Annotated in this window: 15 protein-coding genes; 7 read left to right on the top strand and 8 right to left on the bottom strand. The window is 59.7% G+C overall.

All coding sequences use genetic code 11. The features are described from left to right. Positions 1–90: 90 nt before the first annotated feature. The 4 genes from hflD to HX875_RS07335 all read right to left on the bottom strand — a co-directional run bounded on the left by hflD (position 91) and on the right by HX875_RS07335 (position 4,778). Positions 91–714: a high frequency lysogenization protein HflD gene (gene hflD / locus HX875_RS07350; RefSeq protein ID WP_010172715.1), complete on the bottom strand. Its 624-nt coding sequence runs from the start codon at positions 712–714 to the stop codon at positions 91–93. After that, entirely contained in the window at positions 711–1,835 is a 1,125-nt protein-coding gene (mnmA, locus tag HX875_RS07345) for a tRNA 2-thiouridine(34) synthase MnmA (RefSeq protein ID WP_177042657.1), read from the bottom strand. Before mnmA ends, hflD begins: the two co-directional genes overlap by 4 nt. A gap of 59 nt (positions 1,836–1,894) precedes the next feature. Then, on the bottom strand, positions 1,895–2,341 hold the full coding sequence (locus tag HX875_RS07340) for an NUDIX hydrolase (protein ID WP_177042656.1): 447 nt from the start codon (positions 2,339–2,341) through the stop codon (positions 1,895–1,897). Positions 2,342–2,552: 211 nt separating this feature from the next. Beyond that, positions 2,553–4,778 carry an NADP-dependent isocitrate dehydrogenase gene (locus HX875_RS07335; protein ID WP_177042655.1) on the bottom strand — a complete coding sequence of 742 codons (2,226 nt, stop codon included), beginning with the start codon at positions 4,776–4,778 and terminating at the stop codon, positions 2,553–2,555. 495 nt (positions 4,779–5,273) lie between these two features. Here HX875_RS07335 and icd point away from each other — a divergent pair, with 495 nt between their 5' ends. Then, positions 5,274–6,530, top strand: coding sequence for an NADP-dependent isocitrate dehydrogenase (gene icd, locus HX875_RS07330; protein WP_010172708.1), 1,257 nt, complete (start codon positions 5,274–5,276; stop codon positions 6,528–6,530). Positions 6,531–6,600: 70 nt separating this feature from the next. Here the strand turns inward: icd and cspD are convergent, their stop codons facing one another. Beyond that, positions 6,601–6,888, bottom strand: a complete 288-nt coding sequence (gene cspD, locus HX875_RS07325) for a cold shock domain-containing protein CspD (protein ID WP_177042654.1) — start codon at positions 6,886–6,888, stop codon at positions 6,601–6,603. Between the two features lie 224 nt (positions 6,889–7,112). Between cspD and clpS the strand changes: the two genes are divergently transcribed. Together clpS and clpA are read left to right on the top strand one after the other, a co-directional pair. Further along, the gene (gene clpS / locus HX875_RS07320; RefSeq protein WP_003219604.1) at positions 7,113–7,481 is read left to right on the top strand and encodes an ATP-dependent Clp protease adapter ClpS; all 369 of its coding nucleotides are present in this window, start codon (positions 7,113–7,115) and stop codon (positions 7,479–7,481) included. Positions 7,482–7,510: 29 nt separating this feature from the next. Further along, entirely contained in the window at positions 7,511–9,781 is a 2,271-nt protein-coding gene (gene clpA / locus HX875_RS07315) for an ATP-dependent Clp protease ATP-binding subunit ClpA (RefSeq protein WP_010172706.1), read from the top strand. Between the two features lie 196 nt (positions 9,782–9,977). Here clpA and infA read toward each other — a convergent pair whose 3' ends face one another. From infA to aat, 3 genes are all read right to left on the bottom strand, one after another. Further along, on the bottom strand, positions 9,978–10,196 hold the full coding sequence (gene infA, locus HX875_RS07310) for a translation initiation factor IF-1 (protein WP_002553999.1): 219 nt from the start codon (positions 10,194–10,196) through the stop codon (positions 9,978–9,980). Between the two features lie 100 nt (positions 10,197–10,296). Next, positions 10,297–11,004 carry an arginyltransferase gene (locus HX875_RS07305; RefSeq protein WP_177042653.1) on the bottom strand — a complete coding sequence of 236 codons (708 nt, stop codon included), beginning with the start codon at positions 11,002–11,004 and terminating at the stop codon, positions 10,297–10,299. A gap of 55 nt (positions 11,005–11,059) precedes the next feature. Further along, positions 11,060–11,740: a leucyl/phenylalanyl-tRNA--protein transferase gene (aat, locus tag HX875_RS07300; protein WP_177042652.1), complete on the bottom strand. Its 681-nt coding sequence runs from the start codon at positions 11,738–11,740 to the stop codon at positions 11,060–11,062. 486 nt (positions 11,741–12,226) lie between these two features. Here aat and HX875_RS07295 point away from each other — a divergent pair, with 486 nt between their 5' ends. The 4 genes from HX875_RS07295 to crcB are packed head-to-tail and all read left to right on the top strand — an operon-like array spanning position 12,227 to position 17,040. Further along, positions 12,227–14,635: a DNA translocase FtsK gene (locus HX875_RS07295; RefSeq protein WP_010172485.1), complete on the top strand. Its 2,409-nt coding sequence runs from the start codon at positions 12,227–12,229 to the stop codon at positions 14,633–14,635. A gap of 57 nt (positions 14,636–14,692) precedes the next feature. Further along, positions 14,693–15,316, top strand: a complete 624-nt coding sequence (lolA, locus tag HX875_RS07290; protein ID WP_177042651.1) for an outer membrane lipoprotein chaperone LolA — start codon at positions 14,693–14,695, stop codon at positions 15,314–15,316. A 27-nt stretch (positions 15,317–15,343) separates the two neighbouring features. Further along, positions 15,344–16,666: a replication-associated recombination protein A gene (locus HX875_RS07285; protein ID WP_177042650.1), complete on the top strand. Its 1,323-nt coding sequence runs from the start codon at positions 15,344–15,346 to the stop codon at positions 16,664–16,666. Continuing rightward, positions 16,666–17,040, top strand: coding sequence for a fluoride efflux transporter CrcB (gene crcB / locus HX875_RS07280; protein ID WP_010172479.1), 375 nt, complete (start codon positions 16,666–16,668; stop codon positions 17,038–17,040). Before HX875_RS07285 ends, crcB begins: the two co-directional genes overlap by 1 nt.

Below are 17,040 nucleotides of genomic sequence, written 5' to 3'. Positions count from 1 at the left end.
GGCGCGTATCATACATGAAAAAATCCGCCGGTCCGTTGCCAACTGACCGGCGTATTACGCGTGGGGCTATAAAAAATCGGTTGCTGCGACTTATTCGTTGCGCATCAACGGGTAAAGCTCTTTCAGCAATTTGCGCCGGCTGATCACCAACTGCCAGCGATGACCGCCCAACTGGCGCCACAACCGCGCCGAACGAATGCCGGCCAGGAGCAGGGCGCGGATTTTCGAGGCGTTGTTCGGTTGTTGCAGGTTACGCATGTCGCCGTGCACCTGGATCCGCTGGCGCAGGGTACTCAGGGTGTCCTGGTACAGCGCGCCGCAGGCTGCGATCACGTTTTCGTGGGCCGGGCCAAAATGCTCGACCTGGGACTGAATCTGCGGCAGGCGCTTGCCGATGGTTTCCAGCAGGTCGTCGCGTTTGGCCAATTGACGCTCGAGGCCGAGCATCGACAGGGCGTAGCGCAGCGGCTCGCGCTGCAAGGTGCTGGGGTCGCGCTCGAGGGCGCCGACCAGCGCGCGATAACCTTCACGCAGGGCCAAGTCATCGCCACCATACACTTCCAGGGTGTCCTTGGGGTCGCGGATCAGCAGGCTGCCGAGCATGCAGGTCAGGCCCGCCTCGGTGACCTGGCCGGTCTTGGCGATCTTGTCCACCAGCACCGCAGCGAGAAACACGCCGCCCAATGCCGTCAATTGCTCCTGGGTCGGGCTCATGCCTGGCTGCTCCAGGGTTCGGCAACTTCGATTACGCCGCCCCCCAGGCAAATCTCTGCGTCGTAGAACACTACCGATTGGCCCGGCGTTACGGCACGTTGCGGGTCATCGAAGGTGGCGCGATAGCCCGTGGCGGTTTTTTCCAGGGTGCACGGCTGGTCGCTCTGGCGATAGCGCACTTTGGCGGTCAGGCGGCGCGGGCTGCTCAGGTCGACCGGGTTGACCCAGTAGATGTCCGAAGCGAGCAGGGCGCGGGAGAACAGCCACGGGTGGTCATTGCCTTGGCCCACGATCAGCTCGTTGTGCTCCAGGTCCTTGATCAGCACGTACCACGGCTCTTCGCCGGCGTCTTTCAAGCCGCCGATGCCCAGGCCCTGACGCTGGCCGATGGTGTGGTACATCAAGCCGTGGTGACGGCCGATGACTTCGCCTTCGGTGGTCTTGATCTCACCCGGTTGCGCCGGCAGGTATTGCTTGAGGAAGTCGCTGAAACGGCGCTCGCCAATGAAGCAGATCCCGGTGGAATCCTTCTTCTTGGCAGTGGCCAGGCCGTGTTTCTCGGCAATTGCGCGCACTTCGGGTTTTTCCAGCTCGCCCACCGGGAACAGGGTCTTGGCGATCTGTTCGCCGCCAACGGCGTGCAGGAAGTAGCTCTGGTCCTTGTTGGCGTCCAGACCCTTGAGCAGTTCGGTGCGGCCATCAATGTCGCGACGGCGCACGTAGTGGCCAGTGGCGATCAGGTCGGCACCGAGGATCATTGCGTAATCGAGGAACGCCTTGAACTTGATCTCGCGGTTACACAGGATGTCCGGGTTCGGCGTGCGACCGGCCTTGTATTCGGCCAGGAAGTGCTCGAACACGTTGTCCCAGTACTCGGCGGCGAAGTTGGCGGTGTGCAGCTTGATGCCGATTTTGTCACAGACGGCCTGGGCATCCGCCAGGTCGTCCATGGCGGTGCAATATTCCGTTCCATCGTCTTCTTCCCAGTTCTTCATGAACAGGCCTTCCACCTCATAACCCTGCTCCATGAGCAGAACGGCGGAAACGGAAGAATCCACGCCGCCGGACATACCGACGATGACGCGCTTCTTTTGTGTGTCAGAAGGGGCTGGATCACGCATAGGATTTCAACGGGTGTCTTTAAAAAGGACGCGATTCTAGCAGGCTCGCGTCTGCAAGGCTAAAGAGAAGGGCGGATCAATTCGAGGCTGTGGCGTTGGCCGGCCAGATAATCGTCGATGCAGCGGATAATCAGCTCGCTGCGCCAGTCCTCGCGCAGGCCCATCAATTCGTCGCGCGTCAGCCAGCGGGCGCGCACGATGCCGTCGTCCAACTGATAGTCCGGGTGGTGTTTCAGGGCCTTGGCGGTGAAGCACACGCGCTGATAGGTCACGCCGTTGCTGGGGGCGGTGTACAGGTAAATCCCGACGATCCCGGTGGCTTCGACGTCCCAGCCGGTTTCCTCGAGGGTTTCGCGCACGGCGGCCTCGGTCAGGGTTTCGTTCGGGTCGAGGTGGCCGGCGGGCTGGTTGAGCACGGCGCGGCCGCCCTTGAGTTCCTCGACCATCAGGAAGCGGCCGTTGTCTTCGACGATGGTGGCGACGGTGATGTGGGGTTGCCAGGTCATAGGTGCCTCAATGTGTAGTAACTGAAGAAACTCGTTCAGTGTGGGAGCTGGCTTGCCTGCGATAGCAGTCTGTCAGTTGACCCAGATGCAGCTGAACCACCGCTATCGCAGGCAAGCCAGCTCCCACATTTGATCGGGGTTGTTCAATGAAATAGGGGGCACAAACAGAAACCCCGGCACATGGCCGGGGCTTCTTTGCATCCTTACAACCTTACTTCAACTTGGCAATTGCCGCGTTGAGGGTGTTGCTTGGGCGCATGGCCTTGCTGGTCAGCTCCGGGTTCGGCGCGTAGTAGCCACCGATGTCCACTGGCTTGCCCTGGACGGCGTTGAGCTCGGCAACGATGGTCGCCTCGTTCTCGGTCAGGGTTTTGGCCAGTTCACCAAACTGCGTTTGCAATGCAGTGTCTTCGGTCTGGGCAGCCAGGGCTTGAGCCCAGTACAGCGCCAGGTAGAAGTGGCTGCCGCGGTTGTCGATGTTGCCGACTTTGCGCGATGGCGACTTGTTGTTGTCGAGGAACTGGCCGGTGGCCTGGTCCAGGGTCTTGGACAGTACCAGGGCTTTCGGGTTGTTGTAAGTCACACCCAAATGCTCGAGGGAAGCGGCCAGGGCCAGGAACTCGCCCAGGGAATCCCAGCGCAGGAAGTTCTCTTCAACCAGTTGCTGTACGTGCTTCGGAGCCGAACCGCCGGCGCCGGTTTCGAACAGGCCGCCACCGTTCATCAGCGGCACGATCGACAGCATCTTGGCGCTGGTGCCCAGTTCCATGATCGGGAACAGGTCGGTCAGGTAGTCGCGCAGTACGTTGCCGGTCACCGAGATGGTGTCCAGGCCCTTGCGGGTGCGCTCCAGGGTGAACTTCATCGCGTCGACCGGCGACATGATGCGGATGTCCAGGCCTTCGGTGTTGTGGTCTTTCAGGTAAGCCTGAACTTTCTCGACCACGACGCCGTCGTGAGCGCGCTGTGGGTCCAGCCAGAAGATGGCCGGGGTGTTGCTGGCGCGGGCACGGTTGACGGCCAGTTTGACCCAGTCCTGGATCGGCGCGTCTTTGGTCTGGCACATGCGGAAGATGTCGCCGGCTTCGACAGCCTGTTCCATCAGCAGGTTGCCCTTGCTGTCGGTGACGCGAACCACGCCGTCAGCCTTGATCTGGAAGGTCTTGTCGTGGGAACCGTACTCTTCGGCTTTTTTCGCCATCAGGCCAACGTTCGGCACGCTGCCCATGGTGGTTGGGTCGAAGGCGCCATTGGCCTTGCAGTCTTCGATCACTGCCTGGTAGATGGTGGCGTAGCAGCGATCCGGGATCACGGCCTTGGTGTCGTGCAGTTGGCCGTCGGTGCCCCACATTTTGCCGGAGTCACGGATCATGGCAGGCATCGAGGCGTCGACGATGACGTCGCTCGGCACGTGCAGGTTGGTGATGCCTTTGTCCGAGTTGACCATGGCCAGGGACGGACGAGCGGCGTACACCGCCTGGATGTCGACTTCGATCTGCGCTTGCTGATCGGCCGGCAGGGCCTTGATGCGGGCGTACAGGTCGCCGATGCCGTTGTTCAGGTTAAAGCCGATCTGCTCCAGCACGACAGCGTGCTTGGCCAGTGCGTCTTTATAGAACTCGGCAACGATCTGGCCGAACATGATCGGGTCGGAGACCTTCATCATGGTGGCTTTCAGGTGGACCGACAGCAGTACGCCTTGTTTCTTGGCGTCTTCGATTTCAGCGGCGATGAAGCTGCGCAGGGCATTCTTGCTCAGCACGGCGGTGTCGATGATTTCGCCAGCCTGCAAGCTGGTTTTTTCTTTCAGGACGGTAGCGGTACCGTCCTTGGCGATCAGTTCGATCTTGACGGTGTCAGCCGCTTCGATCTGTACGGCTTTTTCGCTGCCGTAGAAGTCGCCGTTGCTCATGTGGGCCACGTGGGACTTGGAGTCCGCAGCCCAGGCGCCCATTTTGTGCGGGTGCTTGCGTGCGTAGTTCTTGACCGACAGCGGTGCGCGGCGGTCGGAGTTGCCTTCGCGCAGTACCGGGTTCACGGCGCTGCCCTTGACCTTGTCGTAACGTGCACGGGTTTCTTTTTCCGCGTCGGTGGTTACGGTTTCCGGGTAGTCCGGCAGGGCGTAGCCCTGGGCCTGCAGTTCCTTGATCGCAGCTTGCAGCTGAGGAGTCGAGGCGCTGATGTTCGGCAGCTTGATGATGTTGGCTTCAGGCGTAACGGCCAGGTCGCCCAGTTCGGCGAGGTGGTCCGGGATAGCCTTGGCGCCCAGTTGCTCGGGGAAGCTTGCGAGGATGCGCGCGGCCAGGGAGATGTCGCGGGTTTCCACGGCAATATCAGCGGAAGCGGTGAAGGCCTCTACGATAGGCAGCAGTGAATAGGTGGCGAGGGCTGGGGCTTCGTCGGTGAAGGTGTAGATGATCTTCGAGCGGGTGGGCATATTCGGATTAACTCTCTTCTTTGCTGAAAGCATGCGCAGAAACTCGAGATGCGCCGGGTAAAGCGCGTTCGTTCAAAGTCATCCATGAGCGAAATGTCGAAGTTTCTTCGCGGTGATGTTGGGTTGCATCAGTCGAGCGTCAAGCGGGTGGGCTGCTGTGGCAACCCGGCTTATTCAGGCGGAGGGCTACAATGTAGAGCGGTCGGCCGTCGTGACTCTTTGGTCAGCGGCGGCATTATACATAGGTCGCTATGCTTACGCCGAGCCTTCATACAAAAGGTGTGTCGTCCATTGGTCTAAAGGTCGCAGGCACCGGGTTGCGCCTAAAGTCGCATGATGTGCTCAAGATTGGCGCTTTTCCCTTTGCTTTCAAGCTTGTAGGCCGCTAAATGTGCTGTTTTCGACGCAAATGTGCAGGGCCTGAGGTTTCAGTCCTCATTTATCTGGAGTAGGCTCGAACGCAGCCAGATGTTCAATCCATAGATGGAGTTCAGCATGGGATACAAGAAGATTCAGGTTCCGGCAGTCGGCGACAAAATCACCGTCAATGCAGACCATTCTCTCAATGTTCCTGACAACCCGATCATCCCCTTCATCGAGGGTGACGGTATTGGCGTCGACATCAGCCCGGTGATGATCAAGGTGGTCGATGCAGCTGTTAACAAGGCTTATGGCGGCAAGCGCAAAATCTCCTGGATGGAGGTTTATGCCGGCGAAAAGGCCACTCAGGTTTACGACCAGGACACCTGGCTGCCCCAGGAAACCCTGGATGCAGTCAAGGATTACGTGGTTTCCATCAAGGGCCCGCTGACCACCCCTGTAGGTGGCGGTATCCGTTCGCTGAACGTAGCCCTGCGCCAGCAACTCGACCTTTATGTATGTCTGCGCCCGGTGCGCTGGTTTGAAGGCGTACCAAGCCCGGTCAAGAAGCCCGGCGATGTGGACATGACCATCTTCCGCGAGAACTCCGAGGACATCTACGCTGGCATCGAGTGGAAAGCCGGCTCGCCGGAAGCAATCAAGGTCATCAAGTTCCTGAAGGAAGAGATGGGCGTCACCAAGATTCGTTTCGACCAGAACTGCGGGATCGGCGTCAAGCCGGTGTCCCTGGAAGGCACCAAGCGCCTGGCGCGCAAGGCCCTGCAATATGTCGTGGATAACGACCGCGATTCGCTGACCATCGTGCACAAAGGCAACATCATGAAGTTCACCGAAGGTGCCTTCAAGGAATGGGCCTACGAAGTGGCGGCCGAAGAGTTCGGCGCGACCCTGCTGGACGGCGGGCCGTGGATGCAATTCAAGAACCCGCGTACCGGCAAGAATGTGGTGGTCAAGGACGCCATTGCCGACGCCATGCTCCAGCAGATCCTGCTGCGCCCGGCTGAATATGACGTGATCGCCACCCTTAACCTCAACGGTGACTATCTGTCCGACGCCCTGGCGGCGGAAGTGGGCGGTATCGGTATTGCGCCAGGCGCCAACCTGTCCGACACCGTGGCGATGTTCGAAGCCACCCACGGTACGGCGCCGAAGTATGCCGGCAAGGACCAGGTCAACCCGGGTTCGCTGATCCTTTCGGCGGAAATGATGCTGCGTCACATGGGTTGGACCGAAGCGGCCGACCTGATCATCAAGGGCACCAATGGCGCGATTTCGGCCAAGACCGTGACCTATGACTTCCATCGCTTGATGGACGGTGCAAAGTTGCTGTCGTCGTCGGCGTTTGGCGATGCGCTGATTTCACATATGTAAGTGGATAGGCAGGCATGAAAAAACCGGCCCTGGTGGCCGGTTTTTTTTAGAGCGTTTGCTCAGCGGCTGATCAGGCCGTCTGTTTTTTTGATTGTTGAGCGACGTCTTCTTTCACTTGGCTGGTGCTGGTGGGAGCACCAATTTGGCTGGTGCTGACGGGAGCACCGATATTCACCGCATGCAGGCCTTTGGGTCCCTGAATGATTTCAAAGGAAACCGGCTGCCCTGCTTTCAGTGTCTTGTAGCCATCCATCTGGATGGCCGAGTAATGCGCAAAAAGGTCTTCAGTCTTACCGTCTTCGTTGATGAAGCCGTAACCCTTGGCATTATTGAACCACTTGACCTTACCGCTTGCCATACCCATATCCCTCTGCACCAGACTCCATCACTGGAGTATCATCCAGTTTATCCGTCCTAACCCGAATAAATAAGGTTGACTGCGCGGACCTTTTTTACCCACTGTGGGTTCTATTGGTTGTAACACTGATTTGCCGATAGTCAAGGCGACCAGTCAGTCAGAGTTGAAATTCGGACAGGCCGCCCCCACCACTGTATTTGAACCACTGACGAACCTTTCTTTCCATGCATGCAATCAGCCAGATTCGACTAACATTCAATCAGGATCGCCCGGATCATCAAGAAGACGACGACGGTTCTGCAGGCATTGCTGTTCAGGAGGCCAAGCCTGCTTTACAGGCGCCGCCGATGTACAAGGTGGTTTTGTTCAATGATGACTACACACCGATGGATTTCGTCGTCGAAGTGCTCGAGGTGTTTTTTAACCTGAACCGCGAGTTGGCGACCAAGGTAATGCTGGCCGTTCACACAGAAGGACGGGCAGTATGTGGAGTGTTTACCCGCGACATCGCCGAGACAAAGGCCATGCAGGTCAACCAGTACGCCAGGGAAAGCCAGCATCCGCTACTCTGTGAAATCGAGAAGGACGGTTAACTCCGACCACTTGGGTATGAGGTGAAGCTATGTTAAACCGCGAGCTCGAAGTCACCCTCAATCTTGCCTTCAAGGAGGCCCGTTCGAAGCGTCATGAATTCATGACCGTCGAGCACCTGCTGCTGGCACTTTTGGATAACGAAGCTGCCGCCACCGTACTGCGTGCGTGTGGTGCCAATCTCGACAAACTCAAGCATGACCTGCAGGAGTTTATCGACTCCACCACGCCGTTGATCCCCGTTCATGACGAGGACCGCGAGACCCAGCCAACCCTGGGCTTCCAGCGGGTACTGCAGCGTGCCGTTTTCCACGTACAGAGCTCCGGCAAGCGTGAAGTCACAGGGGCCAACGTGCTCGTGGCGATCTTCAGCGAGCAGGAAAGCCAGGCTGTATTCCTGCTCAAGCAGCAAAGCGTTGCCCGTATTGATGTCGTCAACTACATCGCCCATGGCATTTCCAAAGTGCCGGGGCATGGCGATCACTCAGAAGGTGAGCAGGATATGCAGGATGACGAGGGCGGCGAGTCTTCTTCTTCGAGCAACCCGCTGGATGCTTATGCCAGCAACCTCAACGAACTGGCGCGCCAGGGGCGGATCGATCCGCTGGTAGGGCGCGAACTGGAAGTTGAGCGCGTGGCGCAGATCCTGGCGCGCCGTCGCAAAAACAACCCGCTGTTGGTGGGTGAGGCAGGCGTGGGTAAAACCGCGATTGCCGAAGGCCTGGCCAAACGCATTGTTGATAATCAGGTTCCGGACCTGCTGGCCAACAGCGTCGTCTACTCCCTTGACCTGGGCGCGTTGCTCGCCGGGACCAAGTACCGTGGCGACTTCGAGAAGCGCTTCAAGGCGTTGCTCGGCGAGCTGAAAAAACGCCCGCAGGCGATCCTGTTCATCGACGAAATCCACACCATCATCGGTGCCGGTGCAGCTTCCGGTGGCGTGATGGATGCTTCGAACCTGCTCAAGCCGCTGCTGTCTTCGGGTGATATCCGTTGCATCGGTTCGACCACGTTCCAGGAATTTCGCGGGATCTTCGAAAAAGACCGTGCCCTGGCGCGTCGCTTCCAGAAAGTTGACGTGTCCGAGCCTTCGGTTGAAGACACCATCGGCATCCTGCGCGGGCTCAAGGGGCGTTTCGAAGCGCACCACGGCATCGAGTACACCGATGAAGCGCTGCGTGCCGCCGCCGAGCTGGCGTCGCGCTACATCAATGACCGGCACATGCCGGACAAGGCCATCGATGTGATCGACGAGGCGGGCGCCTACCAGCGCCTGCAGCCGGTGGAAAAACGTGTGAAGCGCATCGACGTGCCTCAGGTCGAGGACATCGTGGCGAAGATCGCGCGCATTCCGCCAAAACACGTCAACACTTCCGACCGGGAGCTGCTGCGTAACCTGGAGCGTGACCTCAAGCTGACCGTGTTTGGTCAGGATGCGGCCATCGACTCGCTGTCCACCGCGATCAAGCTGTCCCGTGCGGGCCTCAAGTCGCCGGACAAGCCGGTCGGTTCCTTCCTGTTCGCCGGGCCTACCGGTGTCGGCAAGACCGAAGCGGCGCGGCAACTGGCCAAGGCCATGGGCATCGAGCTGGTACGTTTCGACATGTCCGAGTACATGGAGCGTCACACCGTGTCGCGCCTGATCGGTGCGCCTCCGGGCTATGTCGGCTTCGACCAGGGCGGCCTGTTGACCGAGGCGATCACCAAGCAGCCACATTGCGTACTGCTGCTCGATGAAATCGAGAAGGCGCACCCGGAAGTCTTCAACCTGCTGTTGCAGGTGATGGACCACGGCACCCTGACCGACAACAACGGGCGCAAGGCGGACTTCCGCAACGTGATCGTGATCATGACCACCAACGCCGGTGCCGAAACGGCCGCGCGGGCTTCCATTGGCTTTACTCATCAGGATCACTCTTCCGATGCAATGGAAGTGATCAAGAAGAGCTTCACGCCGGAATTCCGCAACCGCCTGGACACAATTATCCAGTTTGGTCGCCTCAGCCATGAGGTCATCAAAAGCGTGGTGGACAAGTTCCTTACCGAGCTTCAGGCGCAGTTGGAAGACAAGCGCGTGCAGCTGGAAGTCACCGACGCGGCGCGCAACTGGCTGGCGGAAGGTGGCTACGACGCGGCAATGGGCGCTCGGCCAATGGCTCGCCTGATCCAGGACAAGATCAAGCGCCCACTGGCGGAAGAGATCCTGTTCGGCGAACTGGCAGACCATGGTGGCGTGGTGCATATCGATCTGAAGGACGGCGAGCTGACCTTCGACTTCGAAACCACGGCTGAAATGGCCTGATAGCTGACTGCAATAAAGCAAAAGGCGCCGAGAGGCGCCTTTTTGCTATCTGGAAAACGGGTGGGTCGATACCTATCGACCGGTGAAGATCAACTGTGGGAGCTGGCAAGCCAGCTCCCACAGGGTCAAGTGGCGACTGTTAAATGGCGCGCACACAAAAACGCCCGGCATAACCGGGCGTCTTGTATTGACTTGATTAACGAGCGCGGTAAGTGATGCGCCCTTTGCTCAAGTCATAGGGCGTCAGTTCGACGCGCACTTTGTCACCGGTAAGAATACGAATGTAGTTCTTGCGCATCTTGCCGGAGATATGCGCGGTTACGACGTGCCCATTTTCCAACTCCACACGAAACATGGTGTTGGGCAGGGTGTCGACGACAGTGCCTTCCATTTCGAAGCTGTCTTCTTTCGACATGCAGTAAAGCCCTCGGTATCCAGTGAATGGCCCGGTGCAACTGCGCCAGGCAAAAGCGGCGTGCATTGTGCCCGAAAAAGGGTGTTTAAGCCAAGAGGTTCTAGTTCAAGGTGACCCATCTTTGGTTAATTAGCAGCTCTATGGGCCGATATTGGGTCTTGTAGTTCATCTTTTTGCAGTTTTTGATCCAGTATCCGAGGTACACCGCCTCCAATTCCAGGCGCAAGGCTTCGCCGATTTGCCACAGGATCGCAAAACGTCCCAGGCTGCGCCGTTCCTCGGCGGGCTCATAAAAGGTGTACACCGCCGACAGCCCGTTGGGCAAAAGGTCGGTAACGGCGACGGCCACCAGGCGTCCTTCCAGGCGGAACTCGTAGAAGCGCGAGAAGGGCAGGTCGCGCACCAGGAAAGTGGAAAACTGGTCGCGGCTGGGCGGGAACATGTCGCCGTCGGCGTGGCGTTGTTCGATGTAGCGTTGGTACAGGTCGAAGTATTCTTCGCTGAAGCCCGGTTTGGCGGCGGTGACGGTCAAGTCGGCGTTGCGCTTGAGGATGCGTTTCTGATTGCGGTCCGGCAGGAACTGCGCCACCGGGATACGCGCCGGTACGCAGGCGTTGCAATTCTGGCAGTGGGGCCGGTAGAGGTGGTCGCCGCTGCGCCGGAAGCCCATTTCCGACAAATCGGCATACACATGCACATCCATCGGCTGGCTGGGGTCGAGGAACAGCGTGGTGGCCTGCTCGTCGGGCAGATAGCTGCAAGAGTGGGGTTGAGTGGCATAAAACTTCAAACGCGCCAGCTCGGTCATGATCAACCCTCGGATAAGCTTTGAAATAAGTGTAAGCCAGGTGCGGGGAAGTCGCCTAGGAAACCCATGGCGCAGAGCTGGTTTGGTCTAAATGGTCGCGAAGATAGTGGGCGAAGTCGTCGCGGGGAATGGCGCGGGCGCCGAGGCTGTGCAGGTGGTCGGTGGGCATCTGGCAGTCGATCAGCACGAAGCCCCACGCCTGCAATTGCCTGACCAGGGTGACGAAGCCGTATTTCGAAGCGTTGTCGGCACGGCTGAACATCGATTCGCCAAAAAACAACTGGCCCATCGCCAGGCCGTACAGGCCGCCCACCAGCTCCCCCTCATCCCAGACCTCCACCGAGTGCGCATAGCCGCGCTGGTGCAGTTGCAGATAGGCGCTTTGCATGGCTTCGGTGATCCAGGTGCCATCGGCGTAACTGCGTGGCGCCGCGCAGGCCTGGATGACAGCGGCAAAATCCTGGTCGAAGGTCACGCTGTAGCGCTGCTGGCGCAACAATTTGCCCAGGCTGCGGGAAACATGCAGCTCCTCGGGGAACAGCACGGTGCGCGGGTCAGGGGACCACCAGAGGATGGGCTGGCCTTCCGAGAACCAGGGAAAGCAGCCATGGCGATAGGCCTGGATCAAGCGGTCTGCCGACAGGTCGCCACCGGCGGCGAGCAGGCCATTGGGTTCGCGCATGGCCTTGGCCAGCGGTGGGAATGTCAGGGTGTTGCGTTGTAACCAGGTCAGCATGGCATCCAGGCTTACGGAAGGGGAGGGCGGTAACGGCGATGTTGCCCGTTGCGAGAGCTGTGATTATTGTCGACGTAGCGCCTGGGGGCTACCCCGAACATGGGATCGGTACAGATAAGCATGAACCGGTGTTTCTGCAACTCTATGCCAGGGTCGTGGTCGTAATCGCGTACGTCGGTCGGCAAGCTAGCCTGGATTGGCAAAAACAGCTCATAAGCCTTTGTCAGCAAAGACAATGCGTGCTCAAATTGAACGGTATGAAACCGAACATTGGCTATGCTGTGTAACGTGGGCCCAAGTGCGTGGCATAGCGCACACAAACCCGTACAATGCGGCCATTGGGGCGTTATCGCCGTTTCATGAATCAGTTGCAGGGTGTTAAAAGTAGCTTCACTGGCACTCGTTCATTTTTACCTGCCCGGATTGGGCAGTGTTTTGCAGTCATTCAATAGATGGACGCGCTAAAGGCGCAGGAAAAGACCCGTTTTGAAGAAATCCGCCGCAACACCTAAAGCCGCAGTCGTGCCCGCCTGGCGCCAGCACCTGCACTACCGACTCAAGGAAGGTGCACTGATCGCCATCGGCGCCCTGTGCCTGTTCCTGATGATGGCCTTGCTCACCTATGGCAAGGACGATCCGGGCTGGAGCCATAACAGCAAGATCGAAGACGTGCAGAACTTCGGTGGTCCTGCCGGCTCCTACAGCGCCGATATCCTGTTCATGGTGCTGGGTTACTTCGCTTATATCTTCCCGCTGCTGCTGGCCATCAAGACCTGGCAGATCTTCCGCCAGCGCCACGAGCCGTGGCAGTGGAGCGGCTGGCTGTTCTCCTGGCGCCTGATCGGCCTGGTGTTCCTGGTGCTGTCGGGCGCGGCCCTGGCCCATATCCATTTCCATGCACCCACCGGTTTGCCGGCCGGCGCCGGCGGCGCATTGGGCGAAAGCCTGGGCGACCTGGCCCGCAGGACCCTGAACATCCAGGGCAGCACCCTGATGTTCATCGCGCTGTTCCTGTTTGGCCTCACTGTGTTTACCGACCTGTCCTGGTTCAAGGTCATGGACGTGACCGGCAAGATCACCCTCGACCTGCTCGAACTGTTCCAGGGCGCGGCCAATCGCTGGTGGTCGGCCCGGGTCGATCGCAAGCGCATGGTTGCGCAACTGCGCGAGGTGGATACCCGCGTCAACGAGGTGGTGGCCCCGAGCACGCCAGACCGGCGTGAGCAGGCCAAGGTCAAGGAGCGCCTGATCGAACGCGAACAGGCCCTGACCAAGCACATGTCGGACCGCGAGAAGCAGGTTCCGCCGGTGATCGCCCCTGCGCCAACCAAGGCCCCCGAGCCAAGCCACCGCGTACAGAAAGAGAAACAGGCGCCGTTGTTTGTCGACAGCGCCGTGGAAGGCACCTTGCCGCCGATCTCGATTCTCGATCCTGCGGAAAAGAAACAGCTCAACTATTCCCCTGAGTCCCTGGCGGCCGTCGGTCACCTGCTGGAAATCAAACTCAAGGAATTCGGCGTTGAAGTCTCGGTGGATTCGATCCACCCGGGGCCGGTGATTACCCGTTACGAAATCCAGCCGGCTGCCGGCGTGAAGGTCAGCCGCATTTCCAACCTGGCCAAGGATTTGGCGCGTTCGCTGGCCGTGACCAGCGTGCGGGTAGTGGAAGTGATCCCGGGCAAGACCACTGTCGGTATCGAGATTCCCAACGAAGACCGGCAGATCGTGCGCTTCTCCGAAGTGCTGTCGACCCCTGAATACGACAACTTCAAATCCCCGGTCACCCTGGCCCTGGGCCATGACATCGGCGGCAAGCCGGTGATCACTGACCTGGCAAAAATGCCCCACTTGCTGGTGGCCGGTACCACCGGTTCCGGTAAGTCGGTGGGTGTGAACGCGATGATCCTGTCGATCCTGTTCAAGTCTGGCCCCGATGACGCCAAGCTGATCATGATCGACCCGAAAATGCTCGAGCTGTCGATCTACGAAGGCATTCCGCACCTGCTGTGCCCGGTGGTGACCGACATGAAGGACGCCGCCAACGCCCTGCGCTGGAGCGTCGCCGAGATGGAGCGGCGCTACAAGCTGATGGCGAAGATGGGTGTACGTAACCTGTCGGGCTTCAACGCCAAGGTCAAGGAAGCCCAGGACGCCGGCACGCCGCTGACCGACCCGCTGTACAAGCGCGAAAGCATTCACGACGAAGCGCCGCTGCTGACCAAGCTGCCGACCATCGTGGTGGTGGTCGACGAATTTGCCGACATGATGATGATCGTCGGCAAGAAGGTCGAAGAGCTGATCGCCCGTATCGCGCAGAAAGCGCGGGCTGCGGGCATCCACTTGATCCTGGCCACCCAGCGTCCGTCGGTGGACGTGATCACCGGCCTGATCAAGGCCAACATCCCGACCCGCATGGCGTTCCAGGTGTCGAGCAAGATCGACTCCCGGACCATCATCGACCAGGGCGGCGCCGAACAGCTGCTGGGCCACGGTGACATGCTCTACATGCCGCCGGGCACCAGCCTGCCGATCCGTGTTCACGGCGCCTTCGTCTCCGACGATGAAGTGCACCGTGTGGTGGAAGCCTGGAAACTGCGGGGCGCCCCGGAATACAACGACGACATCCTCGCCGGCGTCGAAGAGGCCGGCAGCGGCTTTGACGGTGGCAGCGGCGGTGGCGACGATGATGCCGAGACCGATGCGCTCTACGACGAAGCGGTGCAGTTCGTCCTTGAGAGCCGCCGCGCCTCGATCTCCGCCGTACAGCGCAAGCTGAAGATTGGCTACAACCGCGCTGCCCGCATGATCGAAGCCATGGAAATGGCCGGCGTGGTCACCTCGATGAACACCAACGGCTCGCGCGAAGTCATTGCGCCAGCGCAGATGCGTGACTGACTACGTGCCGCGTGGCAACACGCGGCACGCCTTGCAAACGAATCTATGAGGACTCCCATGCGTCTTATCCGCATGCTGTTGTTGCCGGCACTGGCCCTGACTGCTGTTTCGGCTCACGCTGATCCGGCTTCCGTTGCGAGCCTGACCAACCTGCTGGACAAATCCAAGACCCTGACTGCACGCTTCTCCCAGTTGACCCTGGACGGTGGCGGCACGCAGTTGCAGGAAACTGCCGGCGAAATGGCCGTGCAGCGTCCAGGCCTGTTCTACTGGAAAACCGACGCGCCTAACGACCAGACCATCGTCTCCGACGGCCAGAAAGTCACCCTGTGGGACCCGGACCTGGAGCAGGCGACCATCAAGAAACTCGATCCGCGCCTGAGCCAGACGCCAGCATTGCTGCTGTCGGGCGATGTGTCGCAGATCAGTGAGAGTTTCGACATCACCTCCAAGCAGGCCAGTGGCGTGATTGATTTCACCCTCAAGCCTAAATCCAAGGACACGCTGTTCGACAGCCTGCGCCTGTCGTTCCGCAACGGCGTGATCAACGACATGCAGTTGGTCGACAGCGTCGGCCAGCGCACCAACATCCTGTTCACCGGGGTCAAGGCCAACGAGCCGGTGGCCGCATCCAAGTTCAAGTTCGACATCCCGAAGGGTGCCGACGTGATCCAGGAATAAACTGCCTAGAGGTTTCAAACGCTGCCCATGGACCTGTTTCGAAGTGACCCGATTGCTCAGCCTCTGGCGGCGCGCCTGCGCTCGACCAACCTGGACGAGTACGTCGGGCAGGAACACCTGCTCGCTCGCGGCAAGCCTTTGCGCGAAGCCCTGGAGCAGGGTGCGCTGCACTCGATGATTTTCTGGGGGCCGCCGGGCGTGGGTAAAACCACCCTGGCGCGGCTCCTGGCGAAAGTCTCGGATGCACACTTCGAAACGGTTTCGGCGGTGCTGGCCGGGGTCAAGGAAATCCGCCAGGCGGTGGAAGTCGCCAAGCAGCAGGCCGGGCAATACGGCAAGCGCACCATCCTGTTTGTGGACGAAGTGCATCGCTTCAACAAGTCGCAGCAGGATGCGTTTTTGCCCTATGTCGAAGACGGCACCCTGATCTTTATTGGCGCCACCACTGAAAACCCGTCCTTTGAACTGAACAACGCCTTGCTGTCCCGAGCGCGTGTCTATGTGCTTAAAAGTCTCGATGAAGCGGCGATGCAGAAGCTGTTGCACCGCGCACTGAGCGAAGACAAAGGCCTGGGCAAGCGCCAGTTGAGTGTCAGCGAGGAAGGTTTCAAGATTCTGCTGACGGCGGCTGACGGCGACGGCAGGCGTTTCCTCAATCTGCTGGAGAACGCTTCCGACCTGGCAGAAGACGGCAGCGAAATTGGCGTCGACCTGCTGCAAAGTCTGCTTGGCGACACCCGCCGGCGTTTCGACAAGGGCGGCGAGGCGTTCTACGATCAGATTTCCGCGTTGCACAAGTCGGTGCGCGGCTCCAACCCCGACGGCGCGTTGTACTGGTTTGCACGCATGATCGACGGTGGTTGCGACCCGCTGTACCTCGCCCGGCGTGTGGTACGCATGGCCAGCGAAGACATCGGCAATGCCGACCCGCGCGCGCTGAGCCTGTGCCTCGCGGCCTGGGAAGTGCAGGAGCGCCTGGGCAGCCCGGAAGGCGAGTTGGCGGTGGCCCAGGCCATCACGTACCTGGCCTGCGCGCCGAAAAGCAACGCGGTGTACATGGGCTTCAAGTCCGCATTGCGTGCTGCTGCCGAGCATGGCTCCCTGGAAGTGCCGCTGCACCTGCGCAACGCGCCGACCAAGCTGATGAAGCAGCTCGGCTACGGTGATGAATACCGCTACGCCCATGATGAGCCGGACGCCTATGCGGCTGGCGAAGATTACTTCCCGGATGACCTTGAGCCGCAGCCGTTCTACCAGCCGGTGCCCCGCGGCCTGGAGCTGAAGATCGGCGAGAAGCTCAATCACCTCGCCCAACTTGACCGGCTCAGCCCGAAACAGCGGAGAAAGTAGTGCTCAGAACGATTCTTGCCGTGTCCGTGGCCGGCATCGCTGGTACATTATTGCGTTTCGCCACCAGCACGTGGGTCAGTGCCAATTGGCCAAAGCATTTTTATGCGGCGACCCTGGCGGTCAACCTGGTGGGCTGTTTGATCATCGGCTTGTTGTACGGGTGGTTTCTGATTCGCCCGGAAGTGCCGATTGAGATTCGTGCCGGCTTGATTGTCGGCTTTGTAGGCGGTCTGACGACCTTTTCATCCTTTTCACTGGACACGCTGCGCCTGCTGGAAAGCGGGCAGGCACCAGTCGCCTTCGGGTACCTGGCCATCAGCGTGTTCGGCGGGCTGCTCGCCACCTGGGCTGGCCTGTCCTTGACCAAACTTTGA

The organism is Pseudomonas yamanorum (assembly GCF_013386765.1).
Taxonomy (GTDB): Bacteria; Pseudomonadota; Gammaproteobacteria; order Pseudomonadales; family Pseudomonadaceae; genus Aquipseudomonas; species Aquipseudomonas yamanorum_A.
The sequence above is the reverse complement of the archived record's forward strand: the minus strand, read 5'-3'. Positions and strand labels throughout refer to the sequence as shown.

Coding starts and splice junctions, on each gene's coding strand:
- hflD (WP_010172715.1), bottom strand. CDS start 714: ATGAGCCCGACCCAGGAGCAATTGACGGCATTGGGCGGCGTGTTTCTC.
- mnmA (WP_177042657.1), bottom strand. CDS start 1,835: ATGCGTGATCCAGCCCCTTCTGACACACAAAAGAAGCGCGTCATCGTC.
- HX875_RS07340 (WP_177042656.1), bottom strand. CDS start 2,341: ATGACCTGGCAACCCCACATCACCGTCGCCACCATCGTCGAAGACAAC.
- HX875_RS07335 (WP_177042655.1), bottom strand. CDS start 4,778: ATGCCCACCCGCTCGAAGATCATCTACACCTTCACCGACGAAGCCCCA.
- icd (WP_010172708.1), top strand. CDS start 5,274: ATGGGATACAAGAAGATTCAGGTTCCGGCAGTCGGCGACAAAATCACC.
- cspD (WP_177042654.1), bottom strand. CDS start 6,888: ATGGCAAGCGGTAAGGTCAAGTGGTTCAATAATGCCAAGGGTTACGGC.
- clpS (WP_003219604.1), top strand. CDS start 7,113: ATGCATGCAATCAGCCAGATTCGACTAACATTCAATCAGGATCGCCCG.
- clpA (WP_010172706.1), top strand. CDS start 7,511: ATGTTAAACCGCGAGCTCGAAGTCACCCTCAATCTTGCCTTCAAGGAG.
- infA (WP_002553999.1), bottom strand. CDS start 10,196: ATGTCGAAAGAAGACAGCTTCGAAATGGAAGGCACTGTCGTCGACACC.
- HX875_RS07305 (WP_177042653.1), bottom strand. CDS start 11,004: ATGACCGAGCTGGCGCGTTTGAAGTTTTATGCCACTCAACCCCACTCT.
- aat (WP_177042652.1), bottom strand. CDS start 11,740: ATGCTGACCTGGTTACAACGCAACACCCTGACATTCCCACCGCTGGCC.
- lolA (WP_177042651.1), top strand. CDS start 14,693: ATGCGTCTTATCCGCATGCTGTTGTTGCCGGCACTGGCCCTGACTGCT.
- HX875_RS07285 (WP_177042650.1), top strand. CDS start 15,344: ATGGACCTGTTTCGAAGTGACCCGATTGCTCAGCCTCTGGCGGCGCGC.